The 21,198-nt window shown below is 30.2% G+C and carries 16 protein-coding genes and 2 pseudogenes; 2 read left to right on the forward strand and 16 right to left on the reverse strand.

Annotation, left to right across the window (positions count from 1 at the left end):
- The first annotated feature begins 117 nt into the window (after positions 1–117).
- Together ftsW and murG are read left to right on the forward strand one after the other, a co-directional pair.
- Entirely contained in the window at positions 118–1,281 is a 1,164-nt protein-coding gene (ftsW, locus tag FBE96_RS05080; protein ID WP_002853553.1) for a putative lipid II flippase FtsW, read from the forward strand.
- Entirely contained in the window at positions 1,278–2,306 is a 1,029-nt protein-coding gene (gene murG, locus FBE96_RS05085) for an undecaprenyldiphospho-muramoylpentapeptide beta-N-acetylglucosaminyltransferase (RefSeq protein ID WP_002871773.1), read from the forward strand. Before ftsW ends, murG begins: the two co-directional genes overlap by 4 nt.
- Here murG and FBE96_RS05090 read toward each other — a convergent pair.
- The 16 genes and pseudogenes from FBE96_RS05090 to FBE96_RS05165 all read right to left on the reverse strand — a co-directional run bounded on the left by FBE96_RS05090 (position 2,277) and on the right by FBE96_RS05165 (position 21,193).
- Positions 2,277–3,438 (reverse strand): annotated as a pseudogene (locus FBE96_RS05090) (CynX/NimT family MFS transporter). The gene murG and the pseudogene FBE96_RS05090 overlap by 30 nt on opposite strands.
- A gap of 7 nt (positions 3,439–3,445) precedes the next feature.
- Complete coding sequence (locus FBE96_RS05095; protein WP_002852987.1) at positions 3,446–4,297, reverse strand: ATP-binding protein; 852 nt, start codon at positions 4,295–4,297, stop codon at positions 3,446–3,448.
- 62 nt (positions 4,298–4,359) lie between these two features.
- Positions 4,360–5,250, reverse strand: coding sequence for an AraC family transcriptional regulator (locus tag FBE96_RS05100; protein WP_002852985.1), 891 nt, complete (start codon positions 5,248–5,250; stop codon positions 4,360–4,362).
- Positions 5,247–5,852: a thiamine phosphate synthase gene (locus FBE96_RS05105; protein ID WP_002905983.1), complete on the reverse strand. Its 606-nt coding sequence runs from the start codon at positions 5,850–5,852 to the stop codon at positions 5,247–5,249. Before FBE96_RS05105 ends, FBE96_RS05100 begins: the two co-directional genes overlap by 4 nt.
- Positions 5,842–6,987, reverse strand: coding sequence for a 2-iminoacetate synthase ThiH (gene thiH / locus FBE96_RS05110; protein WP_002852974.1), 1,146 nt, complete (start codon positions 6,985–6,987; stop codon positions 5,842–5,844). The genes FBE96_RS05105 and thiH overlap by 11 nt, the downstream gene beginning before the upstream one ends.
- Before the next feature lie 2 nt (positions 6,988–6,989).
- On the reverse strand, positions 6,990–7,766 hold the full coding sequence (locus FBE96_RS05115; RefSeq protein ID WP_002869461.1) for a thiazole synthase: 777 nt from the start codon (positions 7,764–7,766) through the stop codon (positions 6,990–6,992).
- A gap of 2 nt (positions 7,767–7,768) precedes the next feature.
- Positions 7,769–8,572: a thiamine biosynthesis protein ThiF gene (gene thiF / locus FBE96_RS05120; protein ID WP_014516791.1), complete on the reverse strand. Its 804-nt coding sequence runs from the start codon at positions 8,570–8,572 to the stop codon at positions 7,769–7,771.
- A complete protein-coding gene (gene thiS, locus FBE96_RS05125) occupies positions 8,569–8,760 on the reverse strand; it encodes a sulfur carrier protein ThiS (protein WP_002853007.1) in 192 nt (63 codons plus the stop codon). Before thiS ends, thiF begins: the two co-directional genes overlap by 4 nt.
- Positions 8,761–8,769: 9 nt before the next feature.
- On the reverse strand, positions 8,770–9,867 hold the full coding sequence (gene dapE / locus FBE96_RS05130; protein ID WP_002871776.1) for a succinyl-diaminopimelate desuccinylase: 1,098 nt from the start codon (positions 9,865–9,867) through the stop codon (positions 8,770–8,772).
- A gap of 3 nt (positions 9,868–9,870) precedes the next feature.
- On the reverse strand, positions 9,871–10,470 hold the full coding sequence (locus FBE96_RS05135; protein WP_002779102.1) for a LysE family translocator: 600 nt from the start codon (positions 10,468–10,470) through the stop codon (positions 9,871–9,873).
- Entirely contained in the window at positions 10,463–11,164 is a 702-nt protein-coding gene (locus FBE96_RS05140) for an NAD-dependent deacetylase (RefSeq protein ID WP_002864286.1), read from the reverse strand. Before FBE96_RS05140 ends, FBE96_RS05135 begins: the two co-directional genes overlap by 8 nt.
- Positions 11,165–11,206: 42 nt before the next feature.
- A pseudogene (locus tag FBE96_RS05145) lies at positions 11,207–15,306 on the reverse strand (N-6 DNA methylase).
- An 8-nt stretch (positions 15,307–15,314) separates the two neighbouring features.
- Positions 15,315–17,525: an endonuclease MutS2 gene (locus FBE96_RS05150; RefSeq protein ID WP_002858188.1), complete on the reverse strand. Its 2,211-nt coding sequence runs from the start codon at positions 17,523–17,525 to the stop codon at positions 15,315–15,317.
- Positions 17,515–17,865 carry a hypothetical protein gene (locus FBE96_RS05155; RefSeq protein ID WP_002858449.1) on the reverse strand — a complete coding sequence of 117 codons (351 nt, stop codon included), beginning with the start codon at positions 17,863–17,865 and terminating at the stop codon, positions 17,515–17,517. The genes FBE96_RS05150 and FBE96_RS05155 overlap by 11 nt, the downstream gene beginning before the upstream one ends.
- On the reverse strand, positions 17,858–19,156 hold the full coding sequence (murC, locus tag FBE96_RS05160; RefSeq protein ID WP_072223327.1) for a UDP-N-acetylmuramate--L-alanine ligase: 1,299 nt from the start codon (positions 19,154–19,156) through the stop codon (positions 17,858–17,860). The genes FBE96_RS05155 and murC overlap by 8 nt, the downstream gene beginning before the upstream one ends.
- Positions 19,157–19,219: 63 nt before the next feature.
- Positions 19,220–21,193: an LTA synthase family protein gene (locus tag FBE96_RS05165; protein ID WP_002871781.1), complete on the reverse strand. Its 1,974-nt coding sequence runs from the start codon at positions 21,191–21,193 to the stop codon at positions 19,220–19,222.
- Between the last annotated feature and the right edge of the window lie 5 nt (positions 21,194–21,198).

Consider the following 21,198-nt stretch of genomic DNA (forward strand, 5'->3'; position numbering starts at 1 on the left):
TTTATTGTTAATTTTAGCAAATTTTCCTTACAAAAACTTAGCAAAAAATTTAATTTATTTTAGTTATAATAAAACTTTTTAAAATTTTAATTCCAATAAAGAAAAGTTATAATTATAATGGTTGCTGATAAAAGATTATTTTATTTAAGTTGTATTTTAATCACCATAGGAATAGTATTTTCATACTCTCTTACAGCTTTTACTGTTCTTTTTCTTGACTATAGCGAGTTTCATTTTTTTATTCGTCAGCTTTTTTTTGGAATTAGTGGCATACTTATAATGTTTTTTATTTCTCGATTGGATCCTGATAAAGCACTTTCTAAAAAAATTATTTTAGCTATTTTGATTATTTCTTTTATCTTTATCATCATTTTGCCATTTTTACCTTCTGCATTAGCAACAGCTAGCGGAGGAGCTAAACGCTGGATACGCTTAGGCCCACTCTCTATCTCTCCTGTGGAATTTTTTAAAATAGGATTGATTTATTTTTTAGCATGGAGCTATACAAGGCGTATTGATGATAGTAAAAAAGCTATCAGACACGAGGCTTTAATTCTTCTGCCTTATTGTATCTTAGCTTCTATAGTTATAGGATATATTTATATCACTCAAAACGATTTAGGACAAAGTGTAATTTCTTTCTTTTTGATTCTAGCTTTAGCTTTTTTTGCAGGAGCTAGCAAAAGACTTTTTGCTTTTGGAACTTTAATCATTATGATGATAGGTATAATGGTAATTTTTAGTAACCAAAGAAGAATTCAAAGAATCGCTTCTTGGTGGGGGAATATACAAGATGCTTTTTTACCTATGCTTCCTGATTGGCTGGCAAATGCTTTAAGAGTAAGTAGCAACAGCGAGCCTTATCAAATTTCACACTCTTTAAATGCTATAGCCCATGGAGGAATGTTTGGCGAAGGCCTAGGACTTGGAACTTTTAAATTAGGCTTTTTAAGTGAAGTGCATACTGACTTTGTTCTTTCAGGAATTACTGAAGAAATAGGACTTTTAGGTCTTGGGGTTATTTGCTATATTTATCTTTGGATGATTTTAAGAATTTTTAGAATTGCAGGAAGATGTGAAGCTAAACAAGATTTTATTTTTTGTTCAGGCATAGCCTTACTTTTACTTTTTTCTTTCTTTATGAATGCTTTTGGTATTATTTCTCTTACTCCACTAAAAGGTGTAGCGGTTCCACTTTTAAGCTATGGAGGAAGTTCAATGTGGGCAATTTGCATAGGCATAGGATATGTATTAATGATTTCAAAAAAGGTTAAATTATGACAATAGCTTTAACGGGTGGTGGAACTGGAGGACATTTGGCCATAGTGCGTTGCTTATTAGAAAGTGCGATTAAAAAAAATATAGAATGTGTATACATAGGCAGTCAAAATGGTCAAGATAAAGCTTGGTTTGAAAATGAAGTACGCTTTAAGGAAAAATTTTTTTTAAGCTCTAAAGGAGTGGTTAATCAAAGCAAATTTGACAAAATCAGTTCTTTACTCCACACCTTAAAACTCTCCAAAGATTGTAGAGAAATTTTTAAAAAATACCACATCCAAGCCGTTTTTAGTGTAGGTGGATACAGTGCAGCTCCTGCATCTTTTGCGGCTTTATTCTCACATTTGCCTCTTTTTATACATGAACAAAATTCAAAAAGCGGCTCTTTAAATATGCTTTTAAAACCTTTCGCTACAAAATTTTTTAGCGCCTTTGAAAAAGAAATTAGCCCTTATCCTGTAGCAGATAAATTTTTTGATAATGCTAGGATTCGCAAAGAATTAAAAAATATTATTTTCTTAGGAGGATCACAAGGAGCTCAATTTATCAACGAACTAGCTTTAAATTTAGCACCAAAACTTCAAGAACAAAATATCAAAATCATCCATCAATGTGGAAAAAATGATTTTGAAAAGTGCAAAAAACATTATCAAAGCTTAAATATCCAAGCTGATATTTTTGATTTTAGTTTAAATTTGGAAGAAAAAATGAAAAATGCAGATCTGGCTATATCAAGAGCAGGTGCAAGTACTCTTTTTGAACTTTGTGCTAATACTTTGCCCACTATTTTTATACCTTATCCTTATGCAGCTAAAAATCATCAATACTTTAATGCTAAATTTTTACAAGATCAAGCTTTATGTCAAATTTTTACGCAAAACTCTATTAATCTTGATGAATTTTTTAAGTCAATATTAAAACTAAATCTAGAAAATATTTCTACAAGATTGCAAAATATAACCCAAAAAAATGGCGCAGATATGCTAATCCAAAAAGCTTTATTTGATAATTTGACTTTTATAAGATAAATATCCAAAGATATTTACTAAAATTCCAACAAAAACTAACATCAAAATAGCAAATGAAAAATTTTCAAATTTGTCATGCAAAAAACCTATAATCCATTGTCCTTGTGCTGCAATTAAATATCCAAAACCCTGAGCTAAAGCAGAAAGTCTCGCTGCTATTTGAGCATTAGAGCTTTTTTGTGCAATAAAAAGCAACGCAATGCCAAAAACTCCACCCCATGGAAAACCCATGATAAAAGCACTGATAGTAATAGAAATTTTACTATCAAAAATAAAGAGCATACCAAAAGCGATCACATACATACTGCACAAACCTGCTATGTAAAAAGTATGTAAATTTTGTCTTAATTTTCCTAAAAGTAAAGGGCCAAAAAGAGACACTGGAGCTGCAACAAGTTGAGCAAATAAAACCATACTTGTAGAAAATTCTTTATCAAATCCTTTTTCTACAACAATTTGAACATACCAAAAAAACAAAGAATAAGCTAAAAAACTTTGAAATCCCATAAAAAGAGTAATTTTCCAAGTTGTTAAATTTATAAAAAGATTGATTTTTTTATGAGCTTTTTTCTTAATACGAAAAAATCTACCATTTTTAGCTTGAGGATAGTAAACTACTAAAGCTACAAAAGAAAAAATAGCCCAGAAAAACATAGCTCCAGCTAAATCAAATACACTAAGCAAAGGTATAGCTAAAGCAATACCCATAATCGAAGAAATACTCAAAACAAGACTATAAATTCCCATTATACTTGCCATTTTTTTGGAAATTTTTCTTTAATAAAACTAGGAAGTAAAACATTTGCAATTGCTATACCACAGCCCATTGCTAACATTCCTAAAAATAAGCCATATACACCAAAATAAGAACGAATAATTTCGCCTAAAAAAATTAAAAAATTCCAAAAACAATAGCACGAATAGGAGAAAAATACCCCACAATAAAAGAAATACTTCCAAAAGCTATCAAAGGAAGACTTGTAAGTATGCCTGCTACGGTTGAGTTTAAATAATACTTATCTTTAATAATATCAATAATAGGCCCCACTGCAGTAATTGGGGCTCTAAGATTAAAAGCTACAATAATAACAATAATAACATTAATCCAAAATATCTTTTTAAAAGAAGCCATAAAAGCCTTATTTGTTAAGTTCTACTTTGAATATTTTACCTTCTGCCATCTTAGGAATCCATAAAATATTACCTTCAATAAATATATCTGCAGGACCTTTCATCAAAGGAAGTTCAAGTTTTACAGATTTAACATTATCTAAATTATAAATATATCCATTTAGATTATTTCCCCAAGAACTTACCAATAAACCATCTTTATAAGGAACTATTCCATCATAAGATTCTTTTTCATTTTTAATTATACTGAGTTCTTTTGTATTTAAATCATAAGCCATTACAACACCGCCACTTACACCATCAGGATGATAACCAGTTATAAAAAGCTTATGTTTTTTTCTATCTAGATATAACCCATTTGGACCGCCAAATTTTGCTAAATCAAGTTTTAATAATTCATCATATTGCTTAGTTTTTAAATCAACCTTTAAAATAAGCCCTGTGCCAGTATCGCTAACCAAAAGCGTATTGTCGTCTAATTTTTCTATGTCATTTAAAAAGATTGCACCTTTAATAGGTAAATTAAAAATTTCTTTTTTAGTTTTAAGATCAAAACCGCGTAAAACATCGATATCTACCACATAAAGAGTTTTTCCAATCTCCATCATGCCTTTTGGTGCATTAAGATGGGTTAAAAATTTATATTCTAGCACTTTGCCATTTTTATCAAGCTTAGAAATAAATCCATCATTATCTTTCGCCAAAGGTTCAAGTTTTTCTCCTACATTAGATACATAAACATAGTTTTTATCTACAAAAATACTTTCAGGGCTTTTAAAACCATCAAATTCTTGATATTTTAATTCACTTGCACCAAGCAAACTTCCAAGAAGCGCTAAACTTAAAACATATTTTTTCATATTTTCTCCTTTATTTAAAAATATTTTCATTGAATTATATTTATTTAGATAAAAAAAATGTGCTAGTTTTTTGATAAAAAATACAAGTTTTTTGTTTTTTGATATTGCTTAGGAGTTTGCTCATATTTCTCTTTAAATCTTTCAATAAACCAAGCTACCGAAGAAAAAGCGCACTCATTAGCTATTTCATTGATATTTTTTTTAGAAAATTTAAGTAAAATCTTTGCTTTTTGCAACCTTTTTTCATCTAACCATTTTTTAGGACTTTGTCCAAAACATTTCTTAAATTCTTTAGAAAAAGTTGCTAAATCTAATTTCGCAAAATTAGACATTTCATTTACGCTTAAAAATTCTCTACCACAATACTCAAAAAGCTGGGAAAGATCAAGGCGAAATTCTTTTAAAATTCCTGATAAAAAACTAATAAAATAAATATTCTTATTTAAAAGCAAATGTAAAAAAATCTCTTCAAATTTCAAACTCACTATAGGATCTAAAATTTGCGTATTTTCTTCAAAATGCGGTGAAAAACTTTCCAAAATTCCTTGCAAAATCTTATCATTTTTTACCCAAAAAATTTCATAGTTTTGAAACTTTTGATCTAGTTTAAAAAAATCTTTATACTTATAAATAAGCTCAATTAAAAATGCATTGTCAAAAAAAAATAAATAAGCTTCATAAACTCCTTTACTAAGTCCTACATTGCTTAAAGTATAGCTCCCAGCTTTTAAAAACAAAGTTTCATAAGAGTTAATCTTATAATCTTTTGATGCAGTGTGTAAAATTTTATATCCTTTGCGAACAAAAGTTAAAAGATGACTTCCTACATTAACAAAAGTAGAATGCGAAGTATCCGTTTGTGTATATTTAGCAAAAGTGCAAGATTTAATTTTTTTATAATTGACACCTTTTAATTGCTTTAAATCTTCTGGTAAAGAAAGAATTTTATTCATCGTAAATTTTGCCTACATTCTAAAAGATACTTTTTAAGATCTTTTTCTTTCATTAAAATTTCACGCATGCAAACACCTACTACATTTATATCTTTAAAATTTTCTATATTTTGAGCATTGATACCGCCTATAGCATAAAGTGGAATTTGACTAAATTCAAGCAAGGATTTTAAAAAATCAATCCCTTTAGGTTCTAAACCCATCTTGCAAGAACTTTCAAAAATATGCCCTACAAAAGCATAATTTACCTTATAGCTCATCGCCTCTAAAAGCTCTTCTTTGCCATGGACTGAAGTACCAAGTATATGAAAATATTTTGTTAATTTAGGTTCTTTTCTTAGCAAAGAAAGCGGTGCGTGAAAATAACGATGTTCCAATTTTAAACACTCCCTATCAAAAAAATGCAAAAAACAAGTCACTTTTTGCTTTGCGCAAATGCTTAAAACTTCTTTTGCTAAGTCATAATACTCAAATTCGCTTAAATCTTTTTCTCTTAAAACTATAGCATCTACCTTAGCCTTAGCAAGTTTTTCAATCTGCTTTAAAAAGTCTATTTCTACACATTTTCTATCGCTTATGGCGATGATTTTTTTATCCCACATAGATACTATCGCTCATCACAGCTTGTAAATTGGATCTTTTAAGCATAGCTAAAATTTCATCTACGCTTCTATCATCTGAAATTTCAAACTGCTCATCACCCTTTTTCTCACCCTTATGCTCACCTATACCCACACTCACTCCTGCACTCATTTTAGTAGCACCAAGCTTGATAACCTCATCTCTAAAACCTATTCTTTCACGACTTGAAATGGTAATGCCCGCAAAAGGCAAAAAGAGCCTATAAGCACAAAGTACTTGCAAAAGGCGTTTTTCACTTACATCTTTAGGATGGATTTTGGCATTATTGATAATAGGCCTTAAACGCGGCACTGAAATAGAAATTTCAGCATGCGAATAAGCTTGTTGTAAAAAATGTGCATGAAGCGCCGTAGCAAGAGCGTCTTTTCTAAAATCATCTATACCCAAAAGTGCCGCAAAAGCCACTCCACGCATACCCGCTTTTAAAGCTCTTTCTTGAGCATTAAAGCGATAAGGAAAAATGCGTTTTTCACCAGCTAAATGAATTTTAGAATATTTTAGAGGATTGTAAGTTTCTTGAAAAACAGTCACATAATCACAACCCTTTTCATGCAAAATTTTATATTCATCTTCATTCATAGGATAAATTTCAACGCCCACAACCTTAAAATACTCTCTAGCTATTTTACAAGCATTTGCTATATATTCTACACTTGCAAACTCCCTGCCCTCGCCTGTTAGCATTAAAATTTCTTCTAAACCACTTTTAGCAATGGCTTGCATTTCTTCGTGAATTTCAGCTTCATTTAGCTTAGCTCTTGCGATTTTATTACCTTTTTGAAAACCACAATAAACACATTTAGAATTACAATAATTTGACAAATAAAGTGGGGTAAAAAGAGAGATAGAATTTCCAAAATATTTTTGCTTGACTTTAGCGGATTTAAAGGCTAATTCTTCTATGAAATCTTCTGCTGCACTTGAAAGCAAGGCTTTTAAATGCTCTATGCTTAAATGTGTTTGATTTAAAGCATTTTTAACATCTTTAGCGCTAAATTGACTCTCATCATAGCTTTGAACTTGACTTAAAACCTTATTTAAAATTTCGCTTTTTATTTCCTGCATGTGAGGTAAATACTGCATATAATCTTGCATAATCAATCCCTTAAAAAGCCTGTTAATGGAGAACTTGCTTTAGCTTTACTCACACTTGCCAAACCTGCTAAAAAAGCCGCTCTTCCCGCATTTACTGCCAAAGAAAAAGCTTTAGCCATCAAGGCTATATCTTTAGCTTCAGCTATGGCTGTATTTACCATCACCGCACTTACTCCCATTTGCATAGCTTCACAAGCTTGTGAAGGACTTCCAATACCCGCATCTACAATGATAGGCAAATCAATTTCATTAAGCAAAATTTGTATAAATTCCTTAGCACATAAGCCTTTATTACTCCCAATAGGTGCTGCTAAAGGCATGATAGCCGCAGCTCCTGCATCACGCATAGCTTTAGCTGCGTAAAGATCAGCATGCATGTAAGGTAGAGGTGTAAAACCCTCTTTAGCTAAAAGCTCGCAAGCTTTAATCGTTTCATAATTATCAGGCAGCAAATACCTACTATCACTTATCACTTCTATCTTGATAAGTTCTCCACAACCAAGCTCTTTTGAAAGCCTTGCAATGCGTAAGGCTTCTTCGGCGTTTCTTGCGCCTGAAGTGTTGGGTAAAAGTGTGATATTTTTAGGGATATAATCAAGTATATTAGCGATTTCCCCTGTATTTGCACGGCGTAAAGCTAGAGTGATAATCTGTGCTTTAGCTTCTTCTATAGCTGATTTTATAAGCTCTAGCGAATATTTTCCAGAACCTAAAATAAATCTTGAATCAAACTCGTATTTGCCTATTTTTAATTTATCGTTTTTTAAATTTTCTTGCATTTTTACTCCTTATTTGCTAAAAGCTCTAAAACAAGGTTACTTTGATGTCCTGCGCAAATATTTACCCTTGGCGCCATAAGTCCATTTCCTAGCTTAGCACCATTTACCAAATCCCCACACACATAGAAATTTTTAGCAATTTTTCTTGTTTGTATGCTGTTGCTATCACCATAGCCCGCAAGCCCTGAAGCACAGATTAAAACACTATCTTTGTAAAATCTATGAAAATTTTGCGCTATCATCGCTTTTGCGATAGCACTATCAAAGGCTTCACAAACTATATCTATATCTTTAAACAAAGATTTTAAATTATCCTCATCGATTTTTAAGGTACAAATTTCAACGCTGATATAAGGATTAATTTCGCTAATTTGCTCTTTTAAAGCTTCGGTTTTAAATTTACCCAAATCACTTACACGATAAGCCTGACGATTTAAATTACTAGGCTCAATCACATCAAAATCAATCAACTTTAAATACCCCACTCCACTTCTTGCCAAATTTATCGCTATATGTGATCCAAGTCCGCCTAAACCACACACCGCCACGCGCCCATTTTTAAGTTTATCGTGAAGCTTTGGTGTATGTCTTGCTCTCATCATAGCATCTAGTGCGTCTTTTGGAGGTAAAGTATTTTTTTCTATACAAAAAAGCTCATCATTTTCATTTAAAGCGATATTCTCTTTTGTTGCAAAACCATTGATAATCCATACATCATTTTCATTTTTGCTGATATTTTCAAAAAATTCCAAACTTGTTTTAAAGTCTGTATCAAGTTCTTTGCCATTGAATTTTACTCTCATCATCCACCTCCTACAAAACTTACGATTTCAGCTTTATCGTTTTCTTTTAAAATCAAATTTTCAAATTCACTCTTAGGTATAATCTCTCCATTTAATTCCAAGGCGATAAGTTCTATTTTCAAGCCTTTTTCTTTGATAAAATCCATAAATTTAAGCTCTTTTAACTCAAGCTTTTGTCCATTGATAATCATTCTAAACCTTTAAAAATTTTCTATCAAGTCTTTAAAAACAAGACAAAGTTTTTCAAATTCTTCTATACTTACCCTTTCATCAATAGCGTGAATTCTATCATTACAAACCCCAAATTCTACTACCTTTACACCATATTTTGCAAAATACCTTGCATCACTTGTACCGCCTTTGGTATTAAGCTCTGGCACTTCATGAGTGATTTTTTGAACACTTTCATTCATTTTTTGAACGATTTTATTGTCGATATTTGTCAAAAAAGCTTCGCTTGATTGTTTTAGCTCTAACTCATAGTTTAAACCATGACAAATTTTTTCTACATAACTTTTTACATCTTCTAAGCTTGTATCAGGGGAATTGCGAACATTAAACATAAGTTTTAAATCATTTGGAGTAACATTACACACCCCCATACCTCCACGAATATCAGTTATAACGATTTTTGAAGGACTAAATTCAGCACTTCCAGGATCAAGATCAAAACCCGCTAAAAGCTTTAACACTGGTGCAAAATCATGCACAGGATTGATACATTTTTCAGGATAAGCAACATGCCCTTGTTTTCCACGGATTAAAAGTTTTCCATTGATAGAACCACGACGCCCTATTTTAATACTATCGCCGATTTTTTTAACACAGGTTGGCTCTGCAACCACAGCATAATCAGGTAGCATATCTCTTTCTTGCATCCATTCTAAAACAGCCTTAGTTCCATATATAGCTTCGCCTTCTTCATCACTTGTTAAAATAAGACTAAGTCTAGCTCCTTTAAAATCCGCATTCTTTACCGCATCTACAAAGGCTGCTACTCCGCTTTTCATATCTTGAGCACCCCTTGCATAGATAAAGCCTTCTTTTTCCATAGGCACAAAAGCATTATTACTCCAACCCTCGCCTGCAGGCACCACATCTACATGCCCACCAAAAGCTAAATGCTCGCCTTCATCTTTAAATTTTTTAGTGAGTAAAAGGTTTTTAATGCCTTCTTTTTCTATAAAAAAAGCTTCAAAATCACTCAGTTCCATAGCGATGAAATTTAAAGCTCCATCATCATTTGGCGTAACAGATTTAAATTTTAAAAGTTCGATTAAAAATTCTTTTGCATTCATTTTTTATCCTAAGAAAGTTTTATATAATAAATTAAGAGCAAAATACTCTATAATTATAGCTGAAATTATATTGATTATAAAAACAACTTTTGCACTAAAAACATGACTATATCTTGCCACCACAAAGGCTAAAGCACTTACCCAAAAAAGTATAGCCACAACAAGCCCTAAAGTCATCAAATAAGCATGATCGCTGCTTAAAACCACACTTGCAGCACTAAGCCAAAATCCTATCACAAAAGGATTTGAACCATTTAAAAAAGCTCCTTTAATATAACTTTTCAAAAGACTTTCTTTAAATTCTTTATGCTCTAAATTTAAGCTTTCTTTCTTTTTTCTTAGCATCAAATACGCCATATAAGTTAAAAAACAAAAACCAAAAATCGCCAAAAAACGCATAAAAATGACATTGTCTAAGAAATTTAAAAGCCCAAATTGAAGCAAAAAAAGATAAAGCATATCTATACTAAATGCTCCAAGTCCTACAGCTATGGAATTTTTAAAAGCTTTTAGTGCATAAGTTAAAATCAAAATATTTACAGGTCCAAAAGGCACACTCACTCCAAAGCCCAAAAAAACTCCACTTAAAAAAGAATCAAACATTACCATCTTTCATAAAATTTTCTATATCAAGTGCGATTTTATCAATAGCGCTTATAATATCTTCTATATAGATTTTATCAAAATATCGCTCTAAATTCACATCTTTTTCATAAATATTTAAAATACTTTTTTCACACATTGAAGCATACTGCCCCACAGGCAAAACCGCCCCACTTGTGCCTATGCTAATAAATAATGAAGTTTGATGAAGTAAAGAATAAAGCGTAGCATAAGCAGGAGCTTGCTCTTCAAACATGACTATATTGTGTCTTAAATCCTTACTTTTGCATTTTGGGCATTGTTTATCTGTGAATTTTTCATAGCCTATATTAAAAATTCCTTCACATTTTAGGCAACGAAGTTCGGGCAAAAAGCCATGCAAATGTACTACATCTTTACACCCTGCACGCTCTAGTAAATCATCTACATTTTGCGTGATGACAAAAAGGTTTTTACCCCATTTTTCTTTTAACTGTGCGATTTTTTCATGGGCGTGATTTGGCTTTACATTTTGAAGTTGTGCCCTTCTTGCATCGTAAAAATCAAGTACTTTTTTAGGATTTTTTCTAAAACCTGTTGCAGAGCAAACCTCCATCACATCGTATTCTTCCCAAAGTCCATCATTATCTCTAAAAGTTTTAAGCCCACTTGGAGCAGACAAACCCGCTCCGCTTAATATCATAATGTTTTTCATCGCTAAACCTTATAAAATTTACAAAGTTTAGCGAAAAATGCTTTAAGAAAATAAATATTTTTGCAAGATTTTTTCTTTTTCTTTTTCTAAAAATTCTAATTTAAGATTAAGAAAATCAATTTGTTGTTCTACTAATTCAATGTTTTGAACAATTTTTTCTTGAATTTCTAACGGTGGGAGTGGGATTGTAAGATTTTCATAAAAACTTATAGGAACTCTTTTGTGTCCACTTGCTCCAGTCATAGCAAGAGCTGCTTTTTCTCTTATATTTTGTTGATTTAGATTATAGAATAAGAAACTACTATCAAGCCCTGTTTTTGCTCTAAAAATATGAAATTCTGTGCTACCAAAACCTATGTTATTTGTTAGATTTTTTGCGATAGCACATTTACCATTTTCCATGCAAGGAGTAATTTTTGCAATCAAAATATCATTTTCTATAAAATATGTGTAGCCTTTTCTTACTTCGTTTAATGACCTATCTATCTTACTTTGAATATAACCCTTATCTGAAACGCTAGCCATTTCTATAAATGAGACAAGCATATTTTCATCAAGTTTTGATATTTCTTTTTTGCTAGGATTAAGTTCCATATATTGTTCATTCTTTAAAGAAATTCTCTTCCAGCCATCTTTTGGTGGAGTTGAGAGAGTTTGTAAAAGCTCTTGTATAGTTTTAGAAAAGTTTTTAAAAGCATTAAAATCTTGCTTTCTTTCCTTGCTTTGAGTTTCTTCAACTAATACTTCAGAATGACTGATTTGTTCTTCAATTAGCGAAAGCAAAAGATTAAAATCAAGCTTAAATTCTAATTTTTGCAAATTTTCTAAAATAGAATTTAGCTCATACCCCCCCCCATCATCTATAATACCGCATTTTTGAAGTATTGCCTTGATTAAATTTTGATACTCTTCTATACTCATTCTTATTGTGTTATACTGCTCTTCTACCTTTTCACATTCTGCCACGATTTGCTTTTGAATCTCAAAGTCTGCATTTGGTATTAAAATAGATTCTAAATTTGTTTTATTGATTCCGCCTTGAGCCGAACCTGTAATTTTAGATTTTAAAGCTTGTTGTCCACTATAAGAATGTAATATATAAAATAAATATTTTTGTTTTGCTATATTATCACAACGCAATAAAAAAATATGCTCATTAATCATTGCAGATTTCCTAATAAATTCATTACGCACCATTGCAATTTTTCCAGTTAATGCACCATCTTTACATATTAAAATATCAAATTGTTTTACAATTCCTTTATCTTGCAACGCAAAACTTTCATAAAATTCTATTGGTACATACTTAGGATTATCTAATTTGATATACCCACTTTTATTGTCTATATGTTCTCCACCAAGACTCAGTGCACCGTTTTCATATTTGCCGACACCACCACTAGGACGCTTTGCGGTTTGAATATCTAATACAAAATCTTTAAGTCTTACTAACTCAAATTTAGAATTTATAAAAGGATTAGACATCTCACTTTGCGTTGAATTGCTAGGATTTAAACTTATAGCTTTATTAAATTCCACTTTTTCAAAATCCATCATATCAACAAGCCTTGCTTTTGTAGCATAAATCTGCAATTCTTGCGGGATAACATCAAGCGGCGTATTTAAAAAAGATTTGTAGATTAAAGTATTAAGCTTAGTCTCATTTTGTGGATTGCCTCTTTCAAAAAGTGGGCTCAAATAAGGCTCGTGCAATTCTTTTAAACCTTCATCACCTTTTCTATTACTCCACTCATAACCTAAAAATTTCTTTTGTTCTTTTATATCACTTGGGGATTTTATGATTAAAACTTCTTGATTAAGACTTAGACTAAAATAAAGCAATTTATCCTTTTCTATTGCCTGAGCATAAGCTAAAAAGGCTTTATCTTCTAAATCTTGCTTATCTTTACTTTCTTTATAAAATTTAGATTCTTTAAGTTTTTTATAATCACTTGTTTGCCTAAATGCATTGCGATAATCTTTAAAGGCTTCTAACTCTGCAAGATTAGAATCTAAGTTTCCATTTAAAAAATTACTATAAAGCTCTTTATCAAATTTTCTAAAATCACAATACGCACTTAGATAATTTTGATAAAAGTTTTCATTGTCTTTTAAATTTTCAGCTTCTATGCGTTCTTTAATCAAACTATAATCTTGAGAAATAAGATGATTTTCTTGTTTAAAAGTTTCTTTTTTGCGTAAAAATAAAATAATCGTATTTGTCCCTGTTGCTCCAAATGTTTGATTACCTAGCTCTACAATGGCAATAAAATCAAAATTTTGAAATAATATTTCTCTTGTATTTTTATAAATAGAATCTTTATTTAAAATAGAACTTGGTAAGATAATGGCAGCTTTAGCATTATCATTTAAAATTTGATTTGCTCGCTCACAAAAAAAGCATTCAATAGAATTATTTGTTTCTATGTTTATATCATCGTTAAAAAGTTTATAGGTATTTTTAGATTTATCACTTAAAGTTTCTAAAAATCCTTTTACAGAATAAGGCGGATTTGCTATAAGCAAATCAAAACTATTTGATTCTATTTGTGGTTTTGCTTTTTCTCCTTCTAAATTATTTGTATTTGCTAATTCAAAAGAAGCAAGTGCATCAGCGTATAAAATATTGATTTCATTTTGTCCATACATTGCACTTGATACCTTAGAAACCTTACTTAAGCGATACTCTTTTTCAATACCATAAATATTTTTATAATGCTCTTTAAGCTCATCTTCTGTTAGATAACGCTTAAGCTCATTGGCATAGGTGTTTAAAAAATGTCCAGCACCACAAGCATAATCAATCACCCTTAAAGCTTTAGAGTTTTTGCTTAACATTTCTTGAAGCGGTAAAGAATACATAATAAATTCACAAATTTGAATAGGGGTAAAAAACTGCCCTTCATCTTGCTTCATACCTTTTTGCAAAAAAAGTTCAAAAAGATTGCCTAAAAATTGATTTGTAGAGTTTTGGGTAAGCTTGTAATTTGCAAAAAGCTCTACTATTTCTTTTAATACAAGTGCATTTTTTAAGAATAATTCTTTATTATGCACTTCTAAAAATGCAAAATCATTATTTGAATAAAATTTTAATTCTTTGATGTAATTTTGCATTACTTCTTTTAAAGTTTTTATCTTTAATTGCTTAAAGTCTTTTTCTATATCTTCATTAGATACAAAGGTAATTTTCTCTCCTAAGAATTCTTTCATAGCTTCTTTATAAAGCCACATTAATCTATCTTGCATATTTGCATAAGTATCTGCCATTACACCAAAATATCCAAATTTGAGATTGTTCTTATTAAAAGTTTCATCATAAATTTTGCAAAGAAAAATATTTACAAGTTTATCAAAGGCATTTTCCTTGCCTGATATATTATGCTTGCGTAAAATTTTTGCAAATTCGTGATATTTACTTTCTTCTTTAAGTTCCTTAAGATTATCAAAAGTTGGAGTAATTTCTAAAATTTTATAAGCATTGACATTTTCTTCAAAAATACCTTGTTTAAAATATTGCACAGTTCATAACTTTCTTTCCAAGTTTTAAAAAGTTCTATATTGTTATTAGATTTTTTATAAGAATTTTGTAATTCCTTTTCTTTTAGATATTCTTCGTTATCGTAAGCTTGTATGATGTAATTTTTATATTCTAACTTATCGCTAAAATCACTTGTATAAAGACAAAGATATTTTACACCTTTTTCTTGCTGAAAATAAGAAAAAAGCTGCCCGCCATCTTCTTGCATTCTATTCCATTCTTTTATAAACTCACTATTTTTAGAATCTGTGGTTTTACATTCTATAATCAAATAAGGATTGTTTTCATTATCCTTTACTAAAATATCAGCCTTACCACCTTTTTTATCCCTGCCAAGATTCCATTTTGGCTCTAACTCTAAATGTTCAGCCTTATAACCTTTTTCTAAAAGTCTATGCACACATTCAAAAACTACAAAACTTTCAGGGTGTGAAAAATTAGAAGTAGTTTTATCGTGAATTTTTATTTCTTTTGGGTAATTAATACTTTGGTTTTTATAATCTATTAAAAGTGTGTAATTATTGATTGTTTTTACATAATTTTCATTTTTATTTTTAAAGCCTAAGTTTTCTAGAACTTGTTTTAAATTATCTTTTGTAATCATTTATTTCCTTATAATCTCACCACCTTAGCACCAAAGCCACCTTGATTGATCGGTGCGTCATTAAAGCCCTTGACACTTTTATGAGTTTTCAAAAACTCTCTTACAGCAAAGGCAAGCTTTCCTGTTCCTATACCATGGTAAACTAAAACTTCATCAAAGCCTGCAAGCAAAGCATCTGAAATAAATTTATCAAGCCTTGAAATAGCTTCATCACTCCTAAGCCCATGCAAATCCAAGCTAACGCTAAGATTAGTCGGTTTTGCCACACTAATGCTTGTTTTTGGACTTATTTTAGGTGTAGGAGTGCTTTTTTTAAGCAGTTTTAAAGGCACACGAAGTTTGATCCCATCACTTTCAACCATAGCATCGTTTTTAGAAATGCTTATGATTTTACCCTTAATTTTTTCATATTTTACAAAATCCCCCACACGCAATTCTTCGTTTTGCTCCATACTTGGCAAGATGATTTCTTTTTTAAGTTCATTGGCTTTATTAAGACTTCTTTGCTTATCTTTTGTGTCTTTAAGCTGTATGGTTTTTTTAGCTTCTTCTATGGCTTTGTGCAATTTAAATTCTAAATTTCTCAAACTCGTACGAAATTCTTGTTCATTTTTTTCTTTTTGCTCTTTTAAAGAAAGTAAAATTTCATCGACTTTTTGCTCTTTTTTCTCAACATTTTCAAGCTTAGCTTTTAGTTCTAATTCAAGATTGATATTTTTACCCACAAGCTCTTCTAAATTTTCTTTATCCTCGCCATAAAGCTTTTTAGCCTCGCTAACTAAATTCGGCGGAATCTGATAACGCAAAGCGGTTTCAAAGGCATAAGATTTTCCTATAGTACCTTTTAAAAACTCATATTTTGGGCGTGAAAGCTCTTCATCATATAAAGCAGCAATGAGTTCAACTTGCTCATTTTTTGCTAAAAGCATGGCAAGGCGTTTGTGGTGTGTAGTAATGATGATTTTAAGATTATTAGCTATGAGTTTTGAAATTAACACACTATACAAACAAGCCGCTTCTTCAAAATCTGTTCCAAGCTCTATTTCATCGATACCTAAAAGCAAATTTTTCTTAGAAAAAAGCCTGGAAAAGTGCAACATTCTTCCTGCAAAAGTTGAAATGTCGTTTTTAACATTTTGCGGATCTTCTATGATGGCATCAAATTCTTTAAAAGTACCGATTTTACTTTCATTTGCTTTTATATACATAGGCAAAAGATGTTTAGCTAAAAATGCTGCGCTTAGCATGGATTTTAAAAGCATGGATTTTCCGCCTGCATTTACCCCTGTGATGATTAAAACTTGTTTTTTAAATTCCAAACTCACGCTTTTTGGATTTTTTAAGGCAGGATGAGCGAAATTTTTAAGCACTAAATCCTTACTTTGATCACACAAAACAAATTCAAAATCCCTTTTTTTAGCAAGCAAAACCCTAGCACTATAATGGTCAAAAAGATCAAAGGCTGTATTGATAAATTTTAAAAAAGGTAGATTTTTTGCTAAAAAAGCTGAGAAATTTTTAGCGTATTCATAATAAATTTCTTCTTTTTGATTTTTGATTTTTTCTATATCATTTTGCAAATTCTCAACACTTAAAGGCACGATATAAAAGCCACCGCCATTACTTCTGCCTATGATTTTTGCTTTAATAGCGTGATTAAACCCGCCTCTTACAAGCAAGGCTTCAAGATTGTTTATAAGATGGATTTGTGTATCGATAAGATAAGGCATCAAAGCTTTTGTATAGCAAAATTTCTTAAACTCAGCTATTATGCTTTCATTTTTTAATCTTAGAGCGGCATTAAGATTTACAAGTCTTTCATCTAAGCTTTCTTTTAATTCCCCTTTTTCATCGAAATTCAAACAAAGCTCCAAAGCCCCGCTAACAAATTCTATCTTTTGCAACCAAGAGTCTAAATTTGTTCCTAGTTTTAATTTTTTTAGCTTTTCAAAATAACGAAAAATTTTTACAAATTCAAAAATTTCATCTAAATGTAAAATTCCTTGCTTGCTTAAATGAACTAAGGCTTTATCAAGATTGCTAAGCTCTGGCATAGTAGGAAATTCCACCTCGCAAAGCTCATGTATGCGTTTAAAATGAAGATTAGAATCTCCTTGCAAAAAAATCTCCTTATCTCTTGCAAAAAGAGCTTTAAACTCTTCTAAATAGCTGTTTAAATCAAGCTTTGAGATCAATTCTTCTTTTGTATCATTCATCATTTAACCTACAATCTTTAATATCTATGATTAAAGAATTAAAACTTTGATTATTATCCTTTGAAATAAAACTTCCTGTCCCAAATTCGTAATTAAAATAAGCTTTAGAGATATTTATATCTTTACATAAAATATTTTTATTTTGATTAAAAGCTACGATAATATCTGTTCTTAAATGACTTTTTTGTGTATTTTCAAATTCAAAAAATACTACTAAAACAATAAAAATCACAAGTAAAATACCAAAAAAAGGTTTAGTTTTTTTGCCTAATTTTTCACGCAAAGCAAAAGTGATTAAGGCTAAAATTAAAATAATTAAAAAATATAAAAAAAACCTACTCATTTTTTTGCCTTAATTTGTTGCTGATATCTCCTGCGCCAAAACCTATAATCAAACCTTCATCAAAAACTTGCCCCTTAGAAGCCACCAAAAATTTACCCTCTCTTTTGATATCTTCTACAAATAAAGCCTTAAGAAAAACCGCTTTTAAATCAAGTTCTATAGGCTTTTCTCCTGCAGCATAAACAGGTAAAATTACAAGCTCATCAACACCTTCAAAAGCCTTTGCAAATTCCTTTAAATTTGTAGCCAAACGCGTGTAGCGGTGAGGTTCAAAAATGGCTGTAATTTTTTTATATCTACCTAATTTTGCGTATTCTTGTGCTGCGCTTAAAGTCGCTTTTATTTCGGTAGGATGATGACCATAATCATCGATTAAAACCAAATTTTCATCAGCATGTAAAATATCAAAACGCTTTTTAATACCTTGATAATTTTTAAGCCTAGTTCTTATCGTTTCTATATCTAAGAAATTTAAAGCCGCCAAAATCGCCAAAGACGCATCAAGAGCTAAATGATATCCCATACCAAAAACTTTAAACTCACCTAAATCTTTTAACTCAAAGCTTGTAAAAGGTTTGAAATTTTCTATACACATGGTGCAGTTTTTGATATCTTTGCTCGGATAAAGCTTGATTGACTCATTTTTATAATTTTTCAAAAACTCATCTTCAGCATTAATCACGCGAATTTTAGCCGTGTCTAAAAACTGCGTATAAGCATGATGGAGTTTTGAAACTTCATTACCATAATGATCTAAATGCTCTGCTTCCGCATTGGTAACTATAGCCAAATAAGGATTTGAATTTAAAAAAGAACTATCGCTCTCATCAGCTTCAAAAACAAGATTTTGGCTTTCTTTATAAATCATATTTGAACCAAATTCTTTTAAAATCGCTCCGATGATCACAGAAGCATCATCAAGCAAAGAAGCCAAAATACTTGAAGTTGTGCTTTTTCCATGCGCTCCTGCAACTGCAAAAACACGCTTATCTTCTAAAATAAGAGGCAAGGCCTCCTTGCGTGAAAGACATTTAATGCCTAATTCTTTAGCGTGTTTAAATTCAGGATTTTCTTCTTTGATAGCAGCAGAATAAATAACTAAATCTTTGTTTAAAATATTGTCTTTATGATGAGGGATACTGACCTTAACCCCTTCTTTTTCAAGTTCTTTAGTGATTTTACTCTCTTTAAGATCACTTCCGCTAATTTTAAAACCTTTTTCTTTTAAAAATCTTGCTAAAGCGGAAATTCCTATACCGCCTATGCCGATAAAATGGATATTTTGCATCATTTAAACCTTTATACTTTAAAGGCTAAATTTTAGCACTTTTTTACTAAAAAGAAAATATAAATCCTATTTTGAAATGCCTAAACGCTCGGCTAATTGATATAAATTTAACTCTCTATAAAATTTATCAAAGTCTTTAGTATAAACATCAAGGTTAAAAGCTTTATTCATATCTTTTAAAGTATCATTACTTTCAAAATAATACCCTTTACCGCCACTATAAATACCTTTTTTATCAATCCATACAGCATCGTTGATCCCAAATTCTAATTTCTCATCACTTGGTCTTGCTAACATATTTCTTCCGCCTACGCTTAAATACTTAACATTATTTAAACTTAAAGCATAAAGAGTTGGAAAAATATCTTTATGAGATCCTACACGATCTTTATCATAATAAATATCATCTTGTAAATCCTTAGGAATATAAAGATAAAAAGGTACACTATAAGCAAAAGCTTTTTGGGAATTTAAATCTATACTCATTTCGCGTACTCTATGATCTCCAGTTGCTGCTATAATGACACTATTCTTAAATGGACTTTGTTTTACTTTATCTAGAAATTTTCCAAATTCATTATTTGCATAAGTATAAGCTTTGATAATATTATCTTGTTTGTTTTTATCATAAGGAAGCATATTAAGCAAAGTTTGTGGAATGTTTTCTAATTTTGGCAAATCATTTTGCGGAAATTTATAAGGTGGATGATTAGAAATAGTAAGAGCAATTATAAGGGTGTTGTGTGGATTTTTTTGAAGTAAGTCATAAACTTTTTTATATAAAAACTCATCAGCTACCCCATAACCATTTTCACTATCTTTTGCTCCATTATACTCTTTCATTAAAATATTTTCATCTATAATCTCATCTACCCCCAAAATACTGAGATAATTTTTAATATTTTGCCAAGATCCATTACCTGCACTTACAAAAATCACCTTATATCCTGCTTTCTTATAAATAGCAATAGGTGTTAAATCCAAATAAGTTTTCTGAAATTTGCTTGTAGAAATATTAGACAATGGACTTACAAAAAATAAGTTTGCAAAACTTGGTATAGTTCCATTACTAGAACTCAAAAAACGTTTGAATAAAAAATCTTGCTTAAAATGTTTATCTAACGAACCCAAAAAATTATGTTCTGTATTTGCAAAATCAGCCAAATTAAGCCCAAAACTTTCCATTAAGTTAACAAATACACTAGGATGATTCTTTTCAGCTTTTAGATTTATAGGACTTTGATGCAAATAATCAAAAAGTTTTTCTTTAAGTTCTTGTGCTTTCAAAGGTGTGATAACCTTCAAAGCCGCTTCTTCTTTATATTGTTTTAAAGCCCAAGAAAATGCCATAATTGGATTTAACATTGTATCATTTACAACACTATACTCACTAAAAGAATAATTTTGTACATTTATAGCCACATGCTTAAAGGGGCCCCTTAAGGCTATAACATAAACAATAATTAATATTAAATTTAAAGCTATCAAGGGAAATAATCTTAAATTAACAGGTTTTAGCTTTAAATTTAATATTTTCAAATTTAAAAAAACTACAAAAACTCCAAAAATCAACATTAAAGCTAAAATTTTTAAAATTGGATAATCATGATAAATAATACTTAAAATAGTTTTTGTATTATCATCTTTTAGAGTAAACATAAAAATATCAAATTTAGTCTTGTAAATTTCGTAATAATAGTATTTTGCATAAGAAAATCCTATACAAAGACAAGAAAGAACAATTATATAAACGCTTGAAAAAATGAAATAAAAATTTTTACTATATATTACTAACTTATTATTTATTTTTATATTAGAAAAAATTAAACTTAAAAAACCACAAAGCAAGAATGGTAAAAACGCTGCGCTTAAAAATCTTATATCATGAAAAACACCTAAAAGATACATTAAAAAGATTTCATTTTTATCACTAATTAAACCAGCAGGGATAAAAGAATTTTGCATTAAAATACGATTAATGGTAAAAGCTACTATAAATAATACACTAAAAATAAGAATTTGAAGTAAAATTTTTCTCACATTCA

The organism is Campylobacter sp. CFSAN093241 (genome assembly GCF_012889595.1).
In the GTDB taxonomy this organism is placed as follows: Bacteria; Campylobacterota; Campylobacteria; order Campylobacterales; family Campylobacteraceae; genus Campylobacter_D; species Campylobacter_D jejuni.

Excerpts from the sequence above, each read along its gene's own strand:
- FBE96_RS05095 (WP_002852987.1), bottom strand. The coding sequence starts at position 4,297 with ATGAAAAAATATGTTTTAAGTTTAGCGCTTCTTGGAAGTTTGCTTGGT.
- thiH (WP_002852974.1), bottom strand. The coding sequence starts at position 6,987 with ATGCAAGATTATATGCAGTATTTACCTCACATGCAGGAAATAAAAAGC.
- FBE96_RS05105 (WP_002905983.1), bottom strand. The coding sequence starts at position 5,852 with ATGTGGGATAAAAAAATCATCGCCATAAGCGATAGAAAATGTGTAGAA.
- thiS (WP_002853007.1), bottom strand. The coding sequence starts at position 8,760 with ATGATTATCAATGGACAAAAGCTTGAGTTAAAAGAGCTTAAATTTATG.
- FBE96_RS05135 (WP_002779102.1), bottom strand. The coding sequence starts at position 10,470 with ATGTTTGATTCTTTTTTAAGTGGAGTTTTTTTGGGCTTTGGAGTGAGT.
- dapE (WP_002871776.1), bottom strand. The coding sequence starts at position 9,867 with ATGAATGCAAAAGAATTTTTAATCGAACTTTTAAAATTTAAATCTGTT.
- murC (WP_072223327.1), bottom strand. The coding sequence starts at position 19,156 with ATGATGCAAAATATCCATTTTATCGGCATAGGCGGTATAGGAATTTCC.
- FBE96_RS05115 (WP_002869461.1), bottom strand. The coding sequence starts at position 7,766 with ATGCAAGAAAATTTAAAAAACGATAAATTAAAAATAGGCAAATACGAG.
- FBE96_RS05155 (WP_002858449.1), bottom strand. The coding sequence starts at position 17,865 with ATGAGTAGGTTTTTTTTATATTTTTTAATTATTTTAATTTTAGCCTTA.
- FBE96_RS05150 (WP_002858188.1), bottom strand. The coding sequence starts at position 17,525 with ATGATGAATGATACAAAAGAAGAATTGATCTCAAAGCTTGATTTAAAC.
- ftsW (WP_002853553.1), top strand. The coding sequence starts at position 118 with ATGGTTGCTGATAAAAGATTATTTTATTTAAGTTGTATTTTAATCACC.
- murG (WP_002871773.1), top strand. The coding sequence starts at position 1,278 with ATGACAATAGCTTTAACGGGTGGTGGAACTGGAGGACATTTGGCCATA.
- FBE96_RS05140 (WP_002864286.1), bottom strand. The coding sequence starts at position 11,164 with ATGAAAAACATTATGATATTAAGCGGAGCGGGTTTGTCTGCTCCAAGT.
- FBE96_RS05100 (WP_002852985.1), bottom strand. The coding sequence starts at position 5,250 with ATGAATAAAATTCTTTCTTTACCAGAAGATTTAAAGCAATTAAAAGGT.
- thiF (WP_014516791.1), bottom strand. The coding sequence starts at position 8,572 with ATGATGAGAGTAAAATTCAATGGCAAAGAACTTGATACAGACTTTAAA.